This is a genomic window from Streptomyces sp. CBMA152, from assembly GCF_014596475.1.
Taxonomy (GTDB): domain Bacteria; phylum Actinomycetota; class Actinomycetes; order Streptomycetales; family Streptomycetaceae; genus Streptomyces.
In genome coordinates, this window is the sequence record NZ_MECJ01000002.1 from 490,391 (window position 1) to 509,253 (window position 18,863).

The 18,863-nt window shown below is 68.9% G+C and carries 17 protein-coding genes; 10 read left to right on the top strand and 7 right to left on the bottom strand.

The genetic code is table 11. The features are described from left to right. Positions 1-76: 76 nt before the first annotated feature. From BG418_RS03155 to BG418_RS03165, 3 genes are all read left to right on the top strand, one after another. On the top strand, positions 77-637 hold the full coding sequence (locus BG418_RS03155; RefSeq protein ID WP_188272077.1) for a GNAT family N-acetyltransferase: 561 nt from the start codon (positions 77-79) through the stop codon (positions 635-637). Positions 638-896: 259 nt separating this feature from the next. Further along, the gene (locus tag BG418_RS03160) at positions 897-2,192 is read left to right on the top strand and encodes a phosphatase PAP2 family protein (RefSeq protein WP_188272320.1); all 1,296 of its coding nucleotides are present in this window, start codon (positions 897-899) and stop codon (positions 2,190-2,192) included. A 123-nt stretch (positions 2,193-2,315) separates the two neighbouring features. Further along, the gene (locus tag BG418_RS03165) at positions 2,316-3,197 is read left to right on the top strand and encodes a hypothetical protein (protein WP_223184232.1); all 882 of its coding nucleotides are present in this window, start codon (positions 2,316-2,318) and stop codon (positions 3,195-3,197) included. A 26-nt stretch (positions 3,198-3,223) separates the two neighbouring features. Here BG418_RS03165 and BG418_RS03170 read toward each other — a convergent pair whose 3' ends face one another. After that, positions 3,224-4,093 (bottom strand): 3-hydroxybutyryl-CoA dehydrogenase, encoded by an 870-nt coding sequence (locus tag BG418_RS03170; RefSeq protein ID WP_188272078.1) that lies wholly within the window; start codon positions 4,091-4,093, stop codon positions 3,224-3,226. Positions 4,094-4,238: 145 nt separating this feature from the next. After that, positions 4,239-5,522 (bottom strand): isocitrate lyase, encoded by a 1,284-nt coding sequence (gene aceA / locus BG418_RS03175; RefSeq protein ID WP_188272079.1) that lies wholly within the window; start codon positions 5,520-5,522, stop codon positions 4,239-4,241. Positions 5,523-5,807: 285 nt separating this feature from the next. Between aceA and BG418_RS03180 the strand changes: the two genes are divergently transcribed. Further along, positions 5,808-7,223 carry a short-chain fatty acyl-CoA regulator family protein gene (locus BG418_RS03180; protein ID WP_188272080.1) on the top strand — a complete coding sequence of 472 codons (1,416 nt, stop codon included), beginning with the start codon at positions 5,808-5,810 and terminating at the stop codon, positions 7,221-7,223. 55 nt (positions 7,224-7,278) lie between these two features. Here BG418_RS03180 and BG418_RS03185 read toward each other — a convergent pair whose 3' ends face one another. Together BG418_RS03185 and BG418_RS03190 are read right to left on the bottom strand one after the other, a co-directional pair. Beyond that, entirely contained in the window at positions 7,279-7,650 is a 372-nt protein-coding gene (locus BG418_RS03185; protein ID WP_188272081.1) for a VOC family protein, read from the bottom strand. Between the two features lie 78 nt (positions 7,651-7,728). Next, the gene (locus tag BG418_RS03190; RefSeq protein WP_188272082.1) at positions 7,729-9,372 is read right to left on the bottom strand and encodes an NRAMP family divalent metal transporter; all 1,644 of its coding nucleotides are present in this window, start codon (positions 9,370-9,372) and stop codon (positions 7,729-7,731) included. Positions 9,373-9,966: 594 nt separating this feature from the next. On the opposite strand from BG418_RS03190, the gene BG418_RS03195 reads away from it, so the two are divergent. After that, entirely contained in the window at positions 9,967-10,989 is a 1,023-nt protein-coding gene (locus tag BG418_RS03195; protein ID WP_188272083.1) for a cation diffusion facilitator family transporter, read from the top strand. A gap of 12 nt (positions 10,990-11,001) precedes the next feature. Here the strand turns inward: BG418_RS03195 and BG418_RS03200 are convergent, their stop codons facing one another. Continuing rightward, positions 11,002-12,504, bottom strand: a complete 1,503-nt coding sequence (locus BG418_RS03200; protein WP_188272084.1) for a serine/threonine-protein kinase — start codon at positions 12,502-12,504, stop codon at positions 11,002-11,004. Positions 12,505-12,802: 298 nt separating this feature from the next. On the opposite strand from BG418_RS03200, the gene BG418_RS03205 reads away from it, so the two are divergent. After that, positions 12,803-13,024 (top strand): hypothetical protein, encoded by a 222-nt coding sequence (locus tag BG418_RS03205; protein WP_188272085.1) that lies wholly within the window; start codon positions 12,803-12,805, stop codon positions 13,022-13,024. Between the two features lie 28 nt (positions 13,025-13,052). Here the strand turns inward: BG418_RS03205 and BG418_RS03210 are convergent, their stop codons facing one another. Further along, positions 13,053-14,597: an alpha/beta hydrolase gene (locus BG418_RS03210; protein WP_188272086.1), complete on the bottom strand. Its 1,545-nt coding sequence runs from the start codon at positions 14,595-14,597 to the stop codon at positions 13,053-13,055. Between the two features lie 459 nt (positions 14,598-15,056). Here BG418_RS03210 and BG418_RS03215 point away from each other — a divergent pair, with 459 nt between their 5' ends. Together BG418_RS03215 and BG418_RS03220 are read left to right on the top strand one after the other, a co-directional pair. Continuing rightward, positions 15,057-15,908: a histidine kinase gene (locus tag BG418_RS03215; protein ID WP_317453480.1), complete on the top strand. Its 852-nt coding sequence runs from the start codon at positions 15,057-15,059 to the stop codon at positions 15,906-15,908. Then, positions 15,905-16,609 (top strand): response regulator transcription factor, encoded by a 705-nt coding sequence (locus BG418_RS03220; protein ID WP_188272088.1) that lies wholly within the window; start codon positions 15,905-15,907, stop codon positions 16,607-16,609. The genes BG418_RS03215 and BG418_RS03220 overlap by 4 nt, the downstream gene beginning before the upstream one ends. Positions 16,610-16,622: 13 nt before the next feature. Here the strand turns inward: BG418_RS03220 and BG418_RS03225 are convergent, their stop codons facing one another. Then, entirely contained in the window at positions 16,623-16,796 is a 174-nt protein-coding gene (locus BG418_RS03225) for a hypothetical protein (RefSeq protein WP_188272089.1), read from the bottom strand. Between the two features lie 148 nt (positions 16,797-16,944). Here BG418_RS03225 and BG418_RS03230 point away from each other — a divergent pair, with 148 nt between their 5' ends. Beyond that, positions 16,945-17,490 carry a PadR family transcriptional regulator gene (locus BG418_RS03230; protein ID WP_188272090.1) on the top strand — a complete coding sequence of 182 codons (546 nt, stop codon included), beginning with the start codon at positions 16,945-16,947 and terminating at the stop codon, positions 17,488-17,490. A gap of 65 nt (positions 17,491-17,555) precedes the next feature. Continuing rightward, positions 17,556-18,539: a zinc-binding alcohol dehydrogenase family protein gene (locus tag BG418_RS03235; protein WP_188272322.1), complete on the top strand. Its 984-nt coding sequence runs from the start codon at positions 17,556-17,558 to the stop codon at positions 18,537-18,539. The last annotated feature ends 324 nt before the right edge of the window (positions 18,540-18,863 follow it).

The following is an 18,863-nucleotide window of genomic DNA, read 5'->3' on the forward strand; positions in this document are numbered from 1 at the left end:
GGGGGCCAGGGGCCCGTCACTGGTCTGCTGGGGAAATCCGGTGGCGGGCGCGGCGCCCGGTGGTGAGGATCGCGGGATGGATGTCTTCCTGGAGACCGAACGGCTGGTACTGCGCCCGTTCAGCGACGCCGACGCCGACCACCTGTTCGCGCTGGACAGCGACCCTGACGTCATGCGCTTCATCAATGGCGGCCGGCCGACCAGCCGTGAAGCGATCCGCGCGCTGACCCTGCCACGGCTCCTGCACGACTACCCGTGCTTCGGCACCCGTGGCTACTGGGCCGCCGAGGAGAAGGGCACCGGGACCTTCTTGGGGTGGTTCGAGTTTCGTCCCCTTGACGACGACAGCACGGCCGTGGTCGAGCTCGGTTACCGGCTGAACAAGGCCGCCTGGGGCAAGGGCTATGCCGCTGAGGGGTCCCGGGCCCTGATGGAAAAAGGGTTCACCGACCTCGGTGTGGAGCGGGTCACCGCGAACACGATGGCGGTGAATACGCGATCCCGGCGTGTGATGGAGAAGGCGGGCCTGTCATTCCTGCGGAACTTCACCGGGGACTGGCCGGAAGCGATCCCGGGATCCGAGCACGGCGAGGTCGAGTACGACCTTGTCCGAGACGACTGGGTGCGGGGCCGGTAGCTGTCGGCCTCCGGTCCGTTCCGAACTCCTTACCGCCCGTGACCAGCCAAACCCACCCGCCGCGCTCCTATATCATGATCGAACCCATGATGATCGCCCTCGTCGCCCGCCCCTACGGAAACCATCCTGCCCAGCATGAAGAGCGATCGATGTAAATAAATCTAACAAATCGGCCAAACAATTGATATCTATAGCATCACGGAAGATTTCGCGAATCAACTGGAAAAGCGTGTTCGCCGCGTGGCGTCAGCCACGGGCGATGTTGTGGACCGCGGCGAGTGTGGTGGCCCTCGGATTCCTTGTCGCGCTGGAGATCGCCGCGCGGCACTACGGCACACGCGGGCCGATCGACAACCAGGTGCGAGAGGTGGTATTCGCCCCGAAATCGGGGCCGCTGCTGTACGCCAGTATGGCGTTGATGATGGTGGTGCTCACCTGGCGGCAACGGTTCATCGCGATCGGTGTCGCGGTCGGCATCGACATCGTTTTCTTCGTGGTGCGGTGGTCGCTCGACGCCAAGATGATGTTCGGCAACGGCGCGCTGTGGGTGCTTCTGGGCTGCGCGGTCATCGCTGTCACGCGCCGTACCGGGCGGGAACGTGCCCTGCTGCTGAAGGGTGTCGGGCTCGGCCTGCTGCTGGTGGCCGGCCGCAAGACCGGTGACGCCTGGCTGCTCATCACGTCGAAGACCCGCCTGACGGTGCTCGACCAGTACGTGGCGGTCGCCGATCACGCGCTGGGCAACCCGTCGTGGGTGGTGGGCCGGATGGTCAAGGCCACGGGCCCGATCGGCGCCCATGTGCTCGACTACGTCTACATTCAGCTCGCCGTGGCCGCGGTCATCGTCACGGTGTACCAGCTGCGCAATGTGGCGGCCGAGCGCCGCTTCCCGAGCCATCATCTGGTGCGCACCTTTTTGACGATCGGCCTGCTCGGGCCCGCGATCTACATGATCTTCCCGGTGGTCGGACCGATCTTCGCGTACGGCACCGGCGCCTTCGGCACCGGCAGCGAACACCTGGCGGTGGCCAACCTGTGGCCGCACACCCCGCCGCCGATCGGTGCCCCGCACCACATGCCATTCGACGAGCTCACCCCGCGCAACTGCATGCCCAGCCTGCACACGGCGTGGGCCACCGCGATTTTCATTCATTCCCGCAAGGGCCCGAGAATTCTGCGTTATGCGGGCGCGTTCTGGCTGATCGCGACGCTCGGCGCAACGCTGGGATTCGGCTACCACTACGGCACGGACATCATTGCCGGTGTCGCCTTCACGCTCACGATCGAGGGCGCGCTGCGCGCGATCGAACGTGGCTGGGACCGGTCGGGAATTCAGCTGGTCGCTTATGGCGCGACCGTGTTCGCCGCGCTCTTGGTGTCGTATCGCTATCTGCCGCTGCAGATGGCCGAACACCCGTGGATATTCGGCCCCCTTCTCATGCTGGCCATGGCTTCGGTGATCTACGGCTATGTACGGACCACCAAGCGGTGGGAACCGACGGCAGCGAAGGTCCCCGCGGCGCGGCAGCCGGAACGGCAGCCCGAACTGGTCTGAGTCGGCAGTGGTGTCCGTCACGGCCTGACGGTCCACTACACTTCGTGCTCGATTGGTCTCACAGGGTGCTCACCCCCGCGAGGGTGGGCACCCTGCCGTTCGACCGGGCAGGAGTCGTTGACCTTGGAGCGACCGGACGTTGTCATCGGCCCGGAGGTCGCGAACGACGCGACCACGGCGGTGACGAGGAAACTGCCCGAGGTCACCCTGGCCTTCTGGATCATGAAGATCGCCGCGACGACGCTGGGCGAGACGGCCGGGGACCTCTTCGCGCAGACCCTCAAGCTGGGCTATTTCCTCACCACGATCGCGCTGTTCCTCGTCTTCGTGGTGACCTTGCTGGTCCAGCTGCGGTCCCGCCGCTACAACCCGTTCTGCTACTGGACCGTGATCCTGTCGACCAGCACGGCCGGCACCACGATGTCCGACTTCATGAACCGGGACGCCAGCGCCAAGTACCTGTCGAACGGGGCCGATGCGCTCGGCTGGGGCCCGCAGGGCCTCGCCCTGGGATACCCGACAGGCGCGGCGCTCCTCCTCTCCCTCCTCCTGGTGATCTTCGTGATCTGGAAGTCGAGCGGGATGACGTTCCAGATCCGGGAGATCGTCACCTTCCGGGGTGAAGTGCTGTTCTGGTCGGCGATCCTCGTCTCCAACACGCTCGGCACCTCGATGGGCGACTTCCTCTCCGACAGCTCGGGCCTCGGCTACGCCGGTGGTGCACTCTTGGTCTCCTCGGCGCTCGCGCTGCTCGTCGCGCTGATGAAGGTGCCGGTGGTGCCGAACGTGCTGCTGTTCTGGATCGCCTTCGTCCTCACCCGCCCGCTCGGCGCCACGGCGGGCGACTTCCTGACCAAGCCGGTCGCCAAGGGGGGCCTGGACCTCGGGACGGCGGGTTCGTCGGGCGTCCTGCTCGTCACCCTGCTCGTCCTGATGGCGTACGCGCAGGCGCAGGAGCGCACGCCTGCCGAGGCGAGGGAGACAGCCGGCCGCTCGGTGGGCTGACGGTGAATCGCCCCCCCCGGGCGCTGTCAACCTCGGTCGTACGTGTGAAACCCCCGCCCCGCCTTCCGGCCGAGCAGCCCGGCCTCCACCATGCGCTGGAGCAGCGGCGGCGGGGCGTACAGGGGCTCCTTGAACTCCTCGTAGAGCGACTTGGCGATGGAGGCCACGGTGTCCAGGCCGATCAGATCGGCGAGCTTGAGCGGGCCCATCGGGTGGGCGCAGCCCAGTTCCATGCCGGCGTCCACATCGGAGGGGGTGGCGAAGCCCGACTCCGCCATCCGGACCGCGGCGAGCAGGTACGGGATGAGCAGGGCGTTGACGACGAAGCCCGCCCGGTCCTTGGAGCGGATCACTGTCTTGCCGAGTGTGTCACGGGCGAACACCTCGGCCGCGGCGGCCGTTTCGGCGGTGGTGTGCAGCGAGGTGACGATCTCCACCAGCGGCATGACCGGTACGGGGTTGAAGAAGTGCAGGCCGAGGACGCGGTCGGCGCGGTGCGTGGCCATGCCGAGGCGCATCACGGGCAGGGACGAGGTGTTGGTCGCCAGGATCGCCGCCGGGTCCTCGACGATCTTGTCGAGGGCGGTGAAGATCTCCGTCTTGACGTCGGCGTTCTCGGTGGCCGCTTCGACGACCAGGTGCTGGTCGGCGAGGTCGTCGAGGCTGCTGGTGAAGACGAGCCGGGCCAGGGCGTTCTCGGCGGCGAGACGGTCCAACTTGCCGCGTTCGGCGGCGCGTTCCAGGGATGTGGCGACCCGGTCGCGGGCCCGTCGGGCTGTGGCGGCGTCGGCCTCGCACACGACGGTGTCGAGCCCGGCGCGGGCACAGACCTCGGCGATACCGGCGCCCATCTGACCACCGCCGACGACGCCTACGCGCTGGATGCTGTTGGTCATGATCGCTCCGTTCTGGTTCGTGGCGCGGTGCCGCGCCCCCTCAGGGGCGCGGGGCTGTGACACTGTGCGGCCGCGACCGTCCCCCAAGCTCTCAACTTCGTCCGAGCAGGGGCCCCCACGCACGGTCGGCAGCCGAACGCCGCACTCAGTGGAACTGCTCCTCCTCCGTGGAGCCGGCCAGCGCGGTGGTCGACGAGGCGGGGTTGACGGCGGTGGAGACCAGGTCGAAGTAGCCGGTGCCCACTTCACGCTGGTGTTTCACGGCAGTGAAACCACGCTCCTGCGCGGCGAACTCCCGCTCCTGGAGGTCGACATACGCGGTCATACCGTGCTCTGCATAGCCATGCGCCAGGTCGAACATGCCGTGGTTGAGGGAGTGGAACCCGGCCAGGGTGATGAACTGGAACCGGTAACCCATCGCGCCCAACTCCCGCTGGAACTTGGCGATCTGGTCGTCGTCGAGCGCGGCCTTCCAGTTGAAGGACGGCGAGCAGTTGTACGCCAGCATCTGGTCCGGGTGGCGCGCGTGGATCGCCTCGGCGAACTCGCGGGCCTGGGCGAGGTCCGGGGTGCCGGTCTCCACCCAGATCAGGTCCGCGTAGGGGGCGTAGGCGAGGCCGCGGGCGATGACGGGCGCCATACCGTTCTGGACCCGGTAGAAGCCCTCGGCCGTGCGCTCACCCGTCACGAACTGCGCGTCGCGCTCATCGACGTCGCTGGTCAGCAGGTTGGCGGCGAGTGCGTCCGTACGGGCGATGATCACGGTCGGGGTGTCCGCGATGTCGGCGGCCAGACGTGCGGCGTTGAGGGTACGGATGTGCTGCGAGGTCGGCACCAGGACCTTCCCGCCGAGGTGGCCGCACTTCTTCTCGGACGCCAGTTGGTCCTCGTAGTGGATGCCAGCCGCACCGGCCGCGATCATCGCCTTGGTCAGCTCGAAGGCGTTCAGCGGTCCACCGAACCCGGCCTCCGCGTCGGCGACGATGGGCGCGAGCCAGTCGGTGGTGTCGGCGCCGCCTTCGGAGGTGGCGATCTGGTCGGCGCGCAGCAGCGCGTTGTTGATCCTCCGCACCACCTGGGGAACGGAGTTGACCGGATACAGGCTCTGGTCGGGGTAGGTGTGCCCGGCCTGGTTGGCGTCGGCGGCCACCTGCCAGCCGGAGAGGTAGATGGCCTGCAGCCCGGCCCTGACCTGCTGGACGGCCTGGCCGCCGGTGAGCGCGCCGAGCGCGTGGATGTAGTCCTGCTCGTGCAGTTGCCGCCACAGCCGCTCGGCGCCGCGCCGGGCCAGGGTGTGCTCCTCGCGCACACTGCCGGAGAGCCGTACGACGTCCTCGGCGCGGTAGGTGCGCTCGATCCCACTCCAGCGGGCATCGGTCGCCCATCGCCGTGCCAGCTGTTCGGCCGCCGCCGTCTGTGCCTGAGCCATGACCCACTCCTGGTGTCGCTCGGTATCGCGTGGATGTCTGTCAAGGGTGCGAAGAGGGGCATCGGCCCCGCCTCGATCTACGGCCCGCAGTGCCAACACCCGTACCGTTGAGCCGATATGGAGGGCTCCGGTGGGCCGCACCACAACTCTGGCAGTGGCACCCAGTGCCATCAACCGTGGCCCGATGTCAAGTGCTGCGAATCATCGCCGCTGTGTTCGCCAAGCTTGCGAAGCCGTATGACGACCTTTCACCTTCTACGCTGTGAGTGGCGATCGGAGGCCGGGATGAGCAAGACGTATGCGGGTACGCGGCTGCGGAGGCTGCGCGAGGAACGACGTTTGAGCCAGGCTGAGTTGGCCCGGATGCTGGCGATCTCGCCGAGCTATCTCAACCAGATGGAGCACGACTCGCGGCCGCTGACCGTGCCCGTACTGCTGCGGCTGACCGAGGCGTTCGGGGTGGACGCCGGGTTCTTCTCCGAGCGGGACACCAGCCGCCTCGTCGCGGACCTGCGCGAGGCGCTGGCAGACGACGTGGCCACGAGTCGCGTCTCAGCGTCCGACCTGGCGGAGCTCGCCGCCAAGCTGCCCGGTGTTGGCGAGGTGCTGCTGCGGCTGAGCCGCCGTACCCAGGAGTTGGGTGAGCAACTGGCCCAGGCCACCGACGGTCACCGCGCCACCGCCGATCCCGTCGTCGCCCGTACCCCGCACGAGGAGATCCGCGAGTTCTTCTACCGCCGTCAGAACTATCTGCATGAAGTGGACACCGCTGCCGAGGAGTTGGCGGAGGCCATCGGTATCCGTCCCGGTGAAGTACGCCGGGCATTGGCCGCCTGCCTCGCCGACCGGTACGGCGTCCGCATCGTGGCCGACGGGGACCGGCCGCACCATTATGACCCCGCCGGGCGCGTCCTGCATCTGTCGCCTCGGCTGCGGCCCGGCCGGCAGGCGTTCCGTATGGCGACGCAGCTGGCGATGCTGGAATACAGCGAGGTGCTGTCGCGGCACGCCGGTGAGGACTTCGAGGAGGGCTCCCCGACGTGGAAGCTGGCCCGGATCGGGGTGGCCAACCACTTCGCCGCCGCGCTGATCCTGCCGTACCGCGCCTTCCACGCGGCCGCCGAAGAGGTGCGCTACGACATCGAGCGGCTGACCGACCGTTTCGGGCTCGGCCACGAGACGGTGTGCCACCGTCTGAGCACCCTTCAGCGCCCGCGTCTGCGCGGAGTTCCCTTCTCCTTCGTACGCGTCGACCGAGCGGGCAACATGTCCAAGCGGCAGTCGGCCACCGCCTTCCACTTCTCCCGGGCCGGCGGCACCTGCCCCCTGTGGAACGTGTACGAGGCGTTCGCCGCGCCCGGCCGCATCCACGTCCAGATCGCCGCGATGCCCGACGGGCAGCGGTATCTGTGGACGGCGCGCGCAGTCACCCGCTCCCGGGGCGGCTGGGGGGAGCCGGGCAAGACGTTCGCGATCGGCTTGGGCTGCGAGATCCGCCACGCCTCCCGGCTCGTCTACTCCGACGGCTTGGACCTTGCCAACGCCTCCGCCGCGACCCCGATCGGCATGGGCTGCCGAGCCTGCGAACGCCTGGACTGCCCCCAGCGCGCCATGCCGCCGCTCGGCCAGCACCTGTCCATCGACGAGAACAGCAGCACGTACGTGCCGTATCCGGTCGCGGAGCGGGCGAGCGGCCGCTGACCCGGGGTTGGAACAGACGCGGCGGCCGTAACGGCCGGGCCCGCCGCGTTCCTCGTCACACCAGCGGTTCCAGGAATTCCAGACGGTTGCCGACCGGGTCCTGGGTGTAGAAGCGGCGGTGGGTCGGCAGGCTGGCGTTCCAGACCACCGGTGCTCCGTGCCGCTCCAGGCGGGTGGCGAGGGCGTCGAGGCCGGTGACCCGTACCGCCGGGTGGGCCTTGCGGGGTGGGCGGTAGCCGTCCTCGATCCCTACGTGGATCTCCAGCCGGCCGCCGTCGGCGGCGGCGAACCAGCAGCCGCCCCGCCGCGCAGGCCCCGGCGGCCGGGGGATCTCGATCATTCCGAGCGCGGTCAGATAGAAGCTGCGCAGGGCGTCCTCGGAACCGGCCGGGGCCGCCAGCTGAACATGGTCGAGTGCGGCGAGCATGACGAATCAACCTCCGTACGGGAGTTGGCCAGGGCAGTGCCCGGGGCGGGTCGATCCGCCCCGGCGGGCGCGGTGTCGCTACTGCGCCAGAGCGACCTGGACGATCTTTATGACGACCAGGACCATCGCGATGAGGAGGTACGTGCGCAGGGCGCCCATGCCGATCTTGCGGGCGGTGGACATGGCCGGCCGGGTGAGGGTGTCCAGCGGGGGCATCCGCCAGTTCTCCCGGCCGGTGCGGTCGATCGGGTCCTCCTTGGTGCCGGTGCGGCGGCGGGTGAAGGAGTATCCGGCCGCGAGGACTCCGATGACACCGCAGGCCGCCAAGATGTCGAGGATCGCGGCGGAGGTGATGTCCGGGAAGAGGACCGAGGCGGTCAGGATGACGGAGAGGGTGACCAGGACGCCGACCACCGCCGCCGTGAAGGCGTTGGTCTTCGGGCCGTTGGCCCACGGGCCGAGTACGGCCTTGTCGTTGCAGAGCAGCAGCAGGAAGACGGACGCCGAGGGCAGCAGGACTCCGGCGAGGGTCTGGACGCCCTGGGTGAGCAGGCCGAGCGGGGAGCCGGGGATCAGCACGACGGTGGCGGCGACGGCGACGAGTCCCGCGTAGACGGCGTAGAAGCCCTTGGCGCCCTTGATGCCACGGTGCAGGGAGTGCTTCATACCCATCACGTCGCCGATGGCGTAGGCCGTGGACAGGGACACCGCGAACGCGCCGATGATCGAGGCGTCCAGGAGCGCGACGGCGAACAGCACCCCGGCCAGCTTGCCCGCGTGGGCCTCCAGACCCTGCGCGACACCGGCGGCGTCGGTGAACTGGCCGAACTCCTTCGTCCCGGCGAACGTGGCGGCGGTGAAGCCCATCATGGCGGCGGCGCCGACGACCACGATGGCGATGCCGATCCAGAGGTCGACCTTCTCGTACTTCATGAACCGCGGCGTGATCCGCTTGTCGATGACGAAGGACTGCTGGAAGAACAGCTGCCAGGGGGCGACGGTGGTGCCCACGATCGCGATGATCAGCAGCATCACGGTCGCCAACTCGCCGGAGCCGCCCGGGATCGCGGGCACCACGAAGTCGTGGGCCATCTGCGACGTCTTCGGGTGGACCATGAAGTACAGCGGGACCAGCAGCAGCGAACCGGCGCACAGGAGGATGGCGATGCGCTCGAAGCGGCGGAAGGAGCCGGTGAACGCGGAGGCGATGATGATCGCGGCGGCCAGGACCACCGAGCCGGTCTTGGGCAGTCCCAGGTATCCGGCCGCCAGCGTGATGCCGATGAACTCCGTGACCAGGGTGAGGGCGTTGAGCAGGAACAGGTCGATGACACTGAACGCGCCCCAGAACTTCCCGAACCGCTCCAGGATGAGGCGGGCGTGCCCGACCCCGGTGACCGCGCCCAGACGCAGCACCATCTCCTGGTTGACGTACAGGACGGGGACCAGCAGGAGCAGGGTCCACAGCAGGCCGGTGCCGTAGTTCTGACCGGCCTGGCCGTATGTGCCGAAGGCGCCGGCGTCGTTGTCGCCGACCATCACGATCAGGCCGGGCCCGACGATCGCGAGCAGCGTCTTGAACTTGGCGGACAGGCCCCGGCGTTCGCCGGTGTCGTCCAGCTTGATGGTGCCGAGCGCGCCGCGGATGTCGCCGACATGGGCGTCGTCGAGTACGGCGGCGCGGGGCGCGGGAACAGCGGGCCTGACGGGTGCGGTGGTCATGAGAGGTCTCCCGACTCCCCTTGTACGGGGAGGAGTTGGGGACGCTCGGCAGCGATCCGCCCTGCGAGCGCGCAGCCCGACCACCCGGGGGGCGAAGGCCGCACGGGTGCCGTATCGGTTGCGTGGAAACGCGCAGGGAAGGTGGTTACCGGGCGCCGGAAGTCAACGAGGACAAGCGGACGCGGGGCCGATGATGGCCCGGACTACTACAACTGCTGTCCATGTCTCTCGCCTCCTTCCGGCCGGAGCGCATACGCGCGCTGAAACGACGCGGCAAGGAGCGGACCGGGGCACACCCCCGGTTCACCCCGACTCGTCAGAGCTCTGGCAGTGCACGGCGCGATCCCCGTACGGGGCAGGTCGCGGTGCTCCGCCGAACCTCCAGAAGCATAGCCGCATTCTTGCGCGATTGCGCAACTACTTGAGGAAGTCTTGACACAGCGCGTCCCCGGGAGAAACCCCAGGTCGCAGGGATCTTGTCGGTGTCGACAACCGTCACCGTTACCACCTTTGGATCTTCGGCCGCAACGTGTTCCACTGAACGTGGCCGACCGATCCGGGCCGCTGTCGCCGACCTCCCCGGGGGACCTCTCGATGAGCAACCACGTCCACGACCACACCCGCGAGGGCGAGGCACACGGCCACCGGCACGGCTCCGACGGGCACAGCCACGGGGTGGCCGCGGACGCGGACCGACGCTGGCTGACCATCGCGCTCGCGCTGATCGTCGTCTATATGTGCGGCGAGGTCGTCATCGGTGTCGTCGCCCAGTCGCTGGCGCTGATCTCGGACGCGGCGCACATGCTCACGGACGCCGCCTCCATCGTGCTCGCCCTGGTTGCGATGCGCCTGTCGGCCCGCCCGGCCAAGGGCGGCTATACGTATGGACTCAAGCGGGCCGAGATCCTCTCCGCCCAGGCCAACGGGCTCACCCTGCTCCTGCTCTCGGCCTGGCTGGCGTACGAGGCCGTCGTCCGCCTCATCTCGCCGCCCGAGGTCACCGGCGGCCTGGTGGTGGTCACCGCGCTGGTCGGAATCGTCGTCAACATCGTTGCCGCGTGGTGCATTTCGAAGGCCAACCGCACCTCGCTCAACGTCGAGGGCGCCTTCCAGCACATCCTCACCGACCTCTACGGCTTCATCGCCACCGCCGTCGCCGGCGCCGTCGTCCTGTTCACCGGCTTCTCCCGCGCGGACGCCATCGCCTCCCTGGTCGTGGTGGCCCTGATGCTCAAGGCCGGCACCGGCCTGGTGCGCAAGTCGGGCCGGATCTTCCTGGAGGCCGCGCCCGCCGGCATCGACCCCGACGCGCTGGGCGCCCGGCTGGTCGCCACCCCCGGCGTCGTCGAGATCCACGACCTGCACGTATGGGAGATCACCTCCGGACAGCCCGCCCTGTCCGCGCACGTCCTGGTCGACGAGGCCAGGGACTGTCACGCCGTCCGCCGCGACCTCCAGGGCCTGCTGGGCAGCGAGTACGAGATCACCCACGCCACCTTGCAGGTCGACCACGCCTCCGACCAGGTGCCCGCCCTCGCCACCGGCGGGACGGAGGGCGACCCGCACTGCGACGACGCCCACGGCCCGGTCCACCGCACCGGATCCCGCGACCACTGATCGCGTCCCGGGCTACGACGGCAGGCGGATGCCCTTGACGGCCGTGTCGAAGACCGGCCGGTACTGGTCCCACTGCGCGTTCGGCGCGGAGAGGTAGACCACGTACTGCGTGCCGTCGGTGCCGCTGAAGGCCAGTTCCACCGCGCGGTATTTCCGTACCTTGCCCTGGAACGTGAACTCCCAGTACCCGGCGGGTCGTCCACGGAACGTCGTGGGAGCCATGCGCACCCGCTCGTAGCCCGGGTTGTCGCGGCGCGTCTGGCCCTCTTCGGTCTCGCGCCAGTGCGTCAGCGGGTCGGAGCCCGCGAACTGCACGACGTCGACCCGCAGACCGGCGAGCCCGGAGGGGCCGATGAAGGCGACTTCACCACCGGGGACGTTTTTCGGGGTCCACCCGTCCGGTACGGGCACGGAGAAACCTTGTCCGGCCTTCTCCAGGTGATAGCCGGTGGGCAGCGGGGGCGGACTCGCAGGCGCGGGGGAGGAGGTGCCGGTCCCGGACGCGTCGGCGGCCGTGGACGCGGTGCCGCCCTGGGACCAGAGCAGTGCGCCGCCCGTCGCGGTGGCGGCGACCAGCACCGCCGAGACGACCCACAGCGCTGTACGGCGCCCGCGCTTGCGCTTCGGTGCGGGAGATACGACGGGGTCGGCCACGGGTTCCAGGCGCGTGGTGTGGGTGAGACGGGTGGTCCCCGCCGTGGCCACGGCGCCGAGGAGGCGTTCGGCCTCGTGGGCGGCCATGCGCCGCTCGGGGTCCTTGACCAGCAGGCCCTCGATCACCGGGGTCAGGTCTGCGGCGTTGCGCGGGGGCTCGTGCGGGTCGGCGGCGATGGCGTACGCCGTCTCGATCGGGGTGTCCCGGTCGAACGGGTGGCGCCCCTCGACCGCCTGGTAGAGCGTCGTACCGAGCGACCACAGGTCGCAGGCGGGCCCGGGCTCGGCGCCCCCGTCGCGCAGGCGTTCCGGGGCGAGGTAGTGGATCGACCCGACCAGTTCGCCGGTCCTGGTCAGGGACGACGCCCCGGACTCCACCGCGATCCCGAAGTCGGTGAGGACGATACGCCCGTCGTGGCCGAGCAGGACGTTGGCGGGCTTCACGTCCCGGTGCAGCACCCCGGCGTCGTGCGCGGCACGCAGCGCGGTGGCCATGATGCGGCCGATCCGGGCCGCCTCACCGACCGGCAGCGTGCCCTGCTCCTTCAGTACGTCACCGAGGGTGACCGAGGGTATGTACTCCATGACGATGCACGGCAGGCCCTCGTCGTCGACGACGTCGTGCACCACGATGATGTTGGGGTGGCTGATCCGGGCGGCGCTGCGCGCCTCGCGACGGGTGCGCTCGTGGAGGCGCTGGACCTCGTCGTCGTGCAGATGCGGCGGTACGTGCAGCTTCTTGACGGCGACGTGGCGGCCGAGCACCTCGTCCTCGGCCCGCCACACGGTGCCCATGCCGCCCCGGCCCACCCGCTCGACCAGCCGGTATCGGTTGGCTATGAGCCGCCCCAGATCGGACACCGTGAGACCTTCTACTTCCCCGTACACACGTGCACGTCTGAAACGGAACCTTGGACTCACCATACCTAGCGGGTGTCGGTGGCCGGACGCGGTGGAGTGCTATGGGTGACTGTCACTGCATGTGACCAATATTGTGGTGATATTTCCGCAGGTCGCGGGTCTGCATCCGAATCTTCGTCCGCAGTATTCGCCGCTGCGTATTGCGTCCTGGTGGGACCGGAGTTTGACTTGGGACGTTTCCTCAGAGAGACGTTCGCAGGGGAGGACGTACTGGCCTCCCAGGAGAACGGAGATCGTCATGTGCCCTTCTGCGACACCGGAGACCTCCGGGCGCGGTATGACCTCGGCCGACCGCCAGGCGGCGGAGGCCGAGAGGCTGGACCGGCAGCGGCTGGAGTCGCTGATCGACGAGCTGCGCGCGCGCCAGCAGCACCTGCCAGGGCTGGCCGAGCAGCGGCACCAGTTCCTCGACATAGACCCTGACCTGGCCGAACGCAGCTACCCGACACCCGCCGGGTGAGCCACCCGCCCGTGAACCGGTGACCGGCTCACGCCGAGGGCGCTCGGCAGGTCAGATCCTCGGCCGGGAGCCTGCCCGTCGTCAGGTAGACCGTGGCGCTGTCGTCCGCGCAGGCGTTGGTGCCGTTGACGATGTGCCCCTCTCCACCGGCGACGGTGACCATCCGGGAACCGCGCAGGGCGTGGTGCATGGCCCGGCCGCCCGCCAGGGGAGTCAAGGGGTCCCACTCGTTCTGCAGGATGAGCGCCCGGACGTCGTTGTTCACCGTCGTCCCGGGCTCGCTGCCCGCCTTCCAGAAGGCACACGGTTTGACGTTGGACGCGACATCTCCGGACAGCGGATACCGGGCCCTGTCGCGGATCGCGTCCCGCCGGTACTGCTCGGGGTCGCGCGGCCACGACGTAGGAGTGTCGGCACACAGGACAGCCCAGGCACTCGCGGCGTTGTTGTCCGAGGGAACATCACGGTCCGATGCGGGTGGGAGTGGGCTCGGGGGCTGCTCGGTCGGCTTCTTGCCCTCGGACGCCTTCTTCAGCCCGGCGAACCATGTGGCGGCTTTCTGCAGGCGGGAGAACCTGTCTCGCTCAGCGCGGATGGCGTCGCCGGTGAAGAGTGTCCCGTCGTAGTCGACGGGTTGACGGTCGGCCCGCGCGACCAGGTTCCAGAAGGTGGTGCGAACCTCGGCCGGAGTCGTCCCCAGTTGATACGTCGCGTGTCGCTGGGCAGTCCACTCGGTCCATCGCGTGAAGGCGGGCTCGGCCCGCTCCGCCATGGCCTGGAACATACCGCGCCCGTACCGCGCGGGGTCGGCCGCACTGTCCAGCACGAACCGGTCGGTCCAGCGCGGAAACATCTGCGTGTAGACGGCGCCGAGGTAGGTTCCGTACGAGAACCCCACGTACGAGATCTTCTTCTCTCCCAGCACGGCGCGGATGACGTCCATGTCGCGAGCGGTGTTACGGGTGGTGAGGTGGCGCAGTGTGTCACCGACCTTGGTATGGCACTTGTCGGCCACCGTACGGGCCCACTTCACATCGCTCGCGAAAGTCTCGGCGTGATACGGGTGTTCCATGTTCTGTTCGTCGTCGGTCAGACCGCAGCCGACGGGAGAGCTGTGCCCGACGCCCCTCGGGTCGAACCCGATGAGGTCGTACTGTCGCTTCACGTTCTCGGACAGTGTGACGGCCGGGTCGACAGGCAGGGTCAGGCCCGGCCCGCCGGGGCCACCGGGGTTGAGCAGCAGAACGCCACGGCGTGACTCCGGGCTGCTTGCCTTCAGTCGTGATATGGCGAGGTCAATTGTCCTACCGCCGGGATCGCTGTAATCCAGCGGTACTTTGAGGGTTGCGCACTGAAAGGCGGCAGGGCTGTCCGCATCGCAGCGCTCCCATCGGGGTTGCTGTTGTGTGTACTGCCGCAGAGGGTCTTTGGCCGTAGAAGGTTCGGATGCGGCGAAGGTCCTTGCGGGGGTCAACGCCGAGACGAAAGTTGCTACGGTGCCGATGGCCAGGAGAGAGGCTGTTCGTGTGTTTCGCACGGCCCGATCCTGACTTCCGGGGCCGTGGGTGCACATCGCGGGAAGGCGGGAGAAATACCTCCCCCGATAGAGGGAGGCCCCTGGTGGGACGCCGGGCGATACTGACTGATTGTGATCACCAGGGGAATACGGCCGCTGCTGCGCGGCTCCACATATACGGGCATGTTGTTCGCCTTGTGCGGCGCGTTGGCGAGCCTTCCACTGCTGCCTTTCGGCATGTTGCCGGCGCTGGTGTGGCCATCCGCTCCCTATGGAGCGCAGGCCGTTATGGCGCTTCTGGTCTGGACTGCGCTGATTGGCGCGGGTGGTCTGGCCCGCACCACGCGGCGGGGGCTGGTCGCATGCGCCCGCCGGTTGCTGGCGGTGCCGTTGCCGGATCCCGCGTCAACTATCGTCACTTCACCTGGAGTTGACCGTTGGCGGACTCCTCTCTGGTTGCTGTTGCACGTGGCACTGGGGTGGATTGGGGCACTGGTGGGTGGTGCGCTGCTTCTCATGGGGCTGACCCTTCCCGGGGGTTGGCTCCGCGCCGAGGCCGGGGTGAGTCTGTTCGGCTGGACGCTGCGGGCAGAGGGGGGTTGGTCGAGCTGGATGGCGGCGCTGGTGTGCGCACTGCTGGCAGCGGCGGTGTGCGCGGTGGTGACGAGCTCCCTGCGGTGGTTGGCGCCGAGGCTGTTGGGTCCGTCGTCGGCCGAGCGGCTCGCGCTGGCGGCCGAGCGAGAGCGGCGGCTTGCCGAACGCAACCGGCTGGCCCATGAGTTGCACGACTCGATCGGACACACCCTGACAGCCACCACGATCCAGGCGGCGGTGGCGGGCGAGGTACTGTCCGTCGACCCGGTGGCGGCCCGGGCCGCGCTGCGCAGCATCGAGGAGTCGACCCGGGCCGCGCTGGAGGACCTGGACTACGTACTGGGCGTGCTGCGCGACCAGCGGGCGGAGACGGCGCCGACGCGGACGTTGGCCGATCTGCCCGAACTGCTCGACCGGTTGCGGCACGCGGGTGCGATGGTGGAGCCGGAGCTGTCTGGCGACCTGTCGTCGGTGCAGGGGACGCTCTCCCGGGCGGCGTACCGGATCCTCCAGGAGGGTTTGACGAACGCGTTGCGGCACGGGGCGGGCGGCCGGATCGAGGTACGTGTGGCGGCCGCGCCGGACGGGTTGGAGCTGAGTGTGGTCAACCGGACGGGCACGCGCCAGGGCCCGGGTGCCTTCCCGACGTCCGGGCACGGTATGCCCGGTCTCGCCGAGCGCGTACGGCTGCTGCACGGCGAGATCGAGGCAGGCCCGCACGGACCGCAGCACTGGCGGTTGGCGGTCCGGCTGCCGATACGGTTGTCGGCATGATCGGCACTGACGCGGGCCCAACCGCCACGACCAGCCCTGTCGGAAGCCCCGTCACACTCCTGATCGCGGACGACGACGAGGTGACCCGCAGCGGCCTGCGTACGTTGCTCGCCGCACAGCCGGGGATCGTGGTGATCGGGGAGGCAGCAGACGGTGTCGAGGCGGTCGAGCAGGTGCGGCGGCTGCGGCCGGACGTGGTTCTGATGGATGTACGGATGCCGCGTCGCAACGGGATCGAGGCCACCCGGCAGATCCTTGCCGAGTCCGCCGAACCGCCGCAGGTCGTGGTGATCACCACCTTCGAGAACGACGAATACGTCACCGCCGCGCTCAGCGCGGGGGCCGGCGGGTTCGTGCTCAAGCGGCTTCCGGTCCGGCAGATCGCGGAGGTGGTGCGGGTGGTGGCGGCGGGGGAGGCGATCCTCTTCCCGGCGGCCCTGCGCGAAATGGTCACCGCCCGTCCGCTGGGTTCCGCCGAGGCGTTGCCGAAGGCGGCGCTGACGGGGCGGGAGGAGGAGGTGCTGCGGTTGATGGCCACCGGCCTTTCCAACCCGGAGATCGCCGCATCGCTCACGGTGAGTCTGGAGACGGTGAAGACGCACGTCGGGAACGTGCTCACCAAACTAAGCGCACAGAACCGGACCCACGCGGTGGTGATCGCGTACGAGTCCGGTCTGGTGGTTCCGGGGTTTGCGGGCTGACGCCAGGGTTTGATCAGTTGTGGCCGAACTTCCGCGGCTGCTTGTGGGAGACCTCCGGGGTCGGGTGTGTCGTCGTCTCCTGCGCGGCAATCGTCGGCGCTTGCCGCTTGGTGGTCTCGGCGGTGGTGTTGTGCTCGTGGCCGCCGGTACGGGCTCCGCGGTTCTGGCGGGTCTGTTTCTTGCCCATGGTGATTGCCTCCTGTCGGGTCGGGGACGTCGCAGGATGAAGTGCTTCCACGCTCGCGCACACGTACGAAGATCGCATTTCGAGTGGCTGTGCCATGGGAAGCCACATCGATTCGAGGTACCTCGAATCGATGTGGCATGATGCAGGCATGCTGGAGCTCGCGATCCTGGGATTCCTCGCCGGCGGCCCGCTGCACGGCTATGAGCTGCGGCAGCGCGTCGCCCAGTTGTCCGGCCACACCCGGCCGGTCAGCGACGGCAGCCTCTACCCGGCGATCAACCGCCTCGTAAAGAAGGGGTGGCTCGACCGGCGGGTCGAGCCCGGAGCCGGGGCGGCCCGTCGATACGTCCTCACGCTCACCGAGCCCGGGCGCACCGAGCTGCTGGACCGCCTGCGCAACCCGGCGGAGCACGACCTCACCGACGGCAGCCGGTTCTTCACGCTCCTGGCGTTCCTCTCCCTGCTCCCCGACGTCGCCGACCAGCACGCCGTGCTGCGTCGACGGCTGGCCTTCCTGGAGACCCCGGCGAGCTTCTTCTACGACGGGGACACCCCGCTGCGCGCGGAAGAGGTTGCCGACCCGTACCGCCGAGGCATGCTCCTGGTCGCCCGTGCCACCGGCCGGGCGGAACGTGCCTGGCTGCACGAAACCCTGGCGGCGGGCGGGACGGGCACCGACGGCACACCGCCCTGACCCGGGCCGCTCATCGACGTCAACCACACCCCACTCCACACCCAAGGAGACCAGTGCACGCAACGATGAACGCCGTCGTCCTCGACGCGCCGGGCCCCGTGACCAACCTCCACATACGTCGCCTGCCGATCCCCGAGCCCCGGCCGGGCTGGGTCCGGATCAAGGTCGAGGCGTTCGGTCTCAACCGCTCCGAACTGCACACCCGCCTCGGCCTGGCGGAAGGTGTGACGTTCCCGCGTGTCCCGGGCATCGAGGCGACCGGGACCGTGGACGCCGATCCCGACGGTATGTTCCCGGTGGGACAGCAAGTGGCCGCCCTCATGGGTGGTATGGGCCGGGTCTTCGACGGCGGCTACGCCGAGTACACCCTCGTACCGCGCTCGCAGGTCATACCCTTCACCAGCGGCCTGCCGTGGGCCACCATCGGCGCGGTGCCCGAGACCCTGCAGACCGCGTACGGGTCGCTGACCACCGGCCTGGACCTGAGCGCCGGACAGACGCTGCTGATCCGGGGCGGCACCTCCGCCCTCGGCCTGGCCACCGCCACCCTCGCCAAGGACATGGGCGCCACCGTCCTCGCCACCACCCGCAAGCCCGAACGCGCCCAGGACCTCGCCGACCACGGCGTCGACCACGCGCTCGTCGACGACGGGAACATTGCCGGCCAAGTCCGCCACATCTTCCCCGAAGGGGTGGACGCGGCTCTGGAGTTGGTCGGCACACCCACCCTGCCCGACACACTCCGTGCCACCCGCGTCCACGGCACGGTCTGCTTCACCGGCATGCTCTCCAACGAGTGGACCGTGCCCGACTTCTACCCGATCTCCTACCTGCCGCGCGGAGTACGCCTCAGCGCATACGGCGGCGACGCCGGCGACCTCCCCGCCGCTGTCCTCCAGCGCTACCTCGACCGCATCGCCACCGGCGAGGTCACCCTGGGCCCTGTCCACGCGTACGCCCTGAACGACATCCGCACCGCGCACCGAGACCTCGAAGAAGGCAACAAGGTCGGGAAACTCGTCGGTGTCACCGGCTCTTCGTCGGCCTGACTATTCTGATCACCGCGCGGTGAGCGGGAAAGGTTCGCCACTTCGTACGACTCAGGGGCTGGGCCAATGAGTCGGCGACCGGGCTGATCTGCTGGAACTGTGGCTACGTCCATCTGTTCGTGAACAAGAGCCTCAAGCTGTACGCGCCGGAGAAGGGCAAGGGCTGAGCACGCCGTCCCCTGTTGGCCCGACACACCGTCCAGCAGCCGAACCGCATCGACGGCGGCCGGGTTCGTATACGTGGGTCCATGGTTCCCTCCCCGTCCAAAGGCCAACAGCGGTCAATATTGCCGTCGGGACGGGGTCTCCACCAGGTGGGGGCGG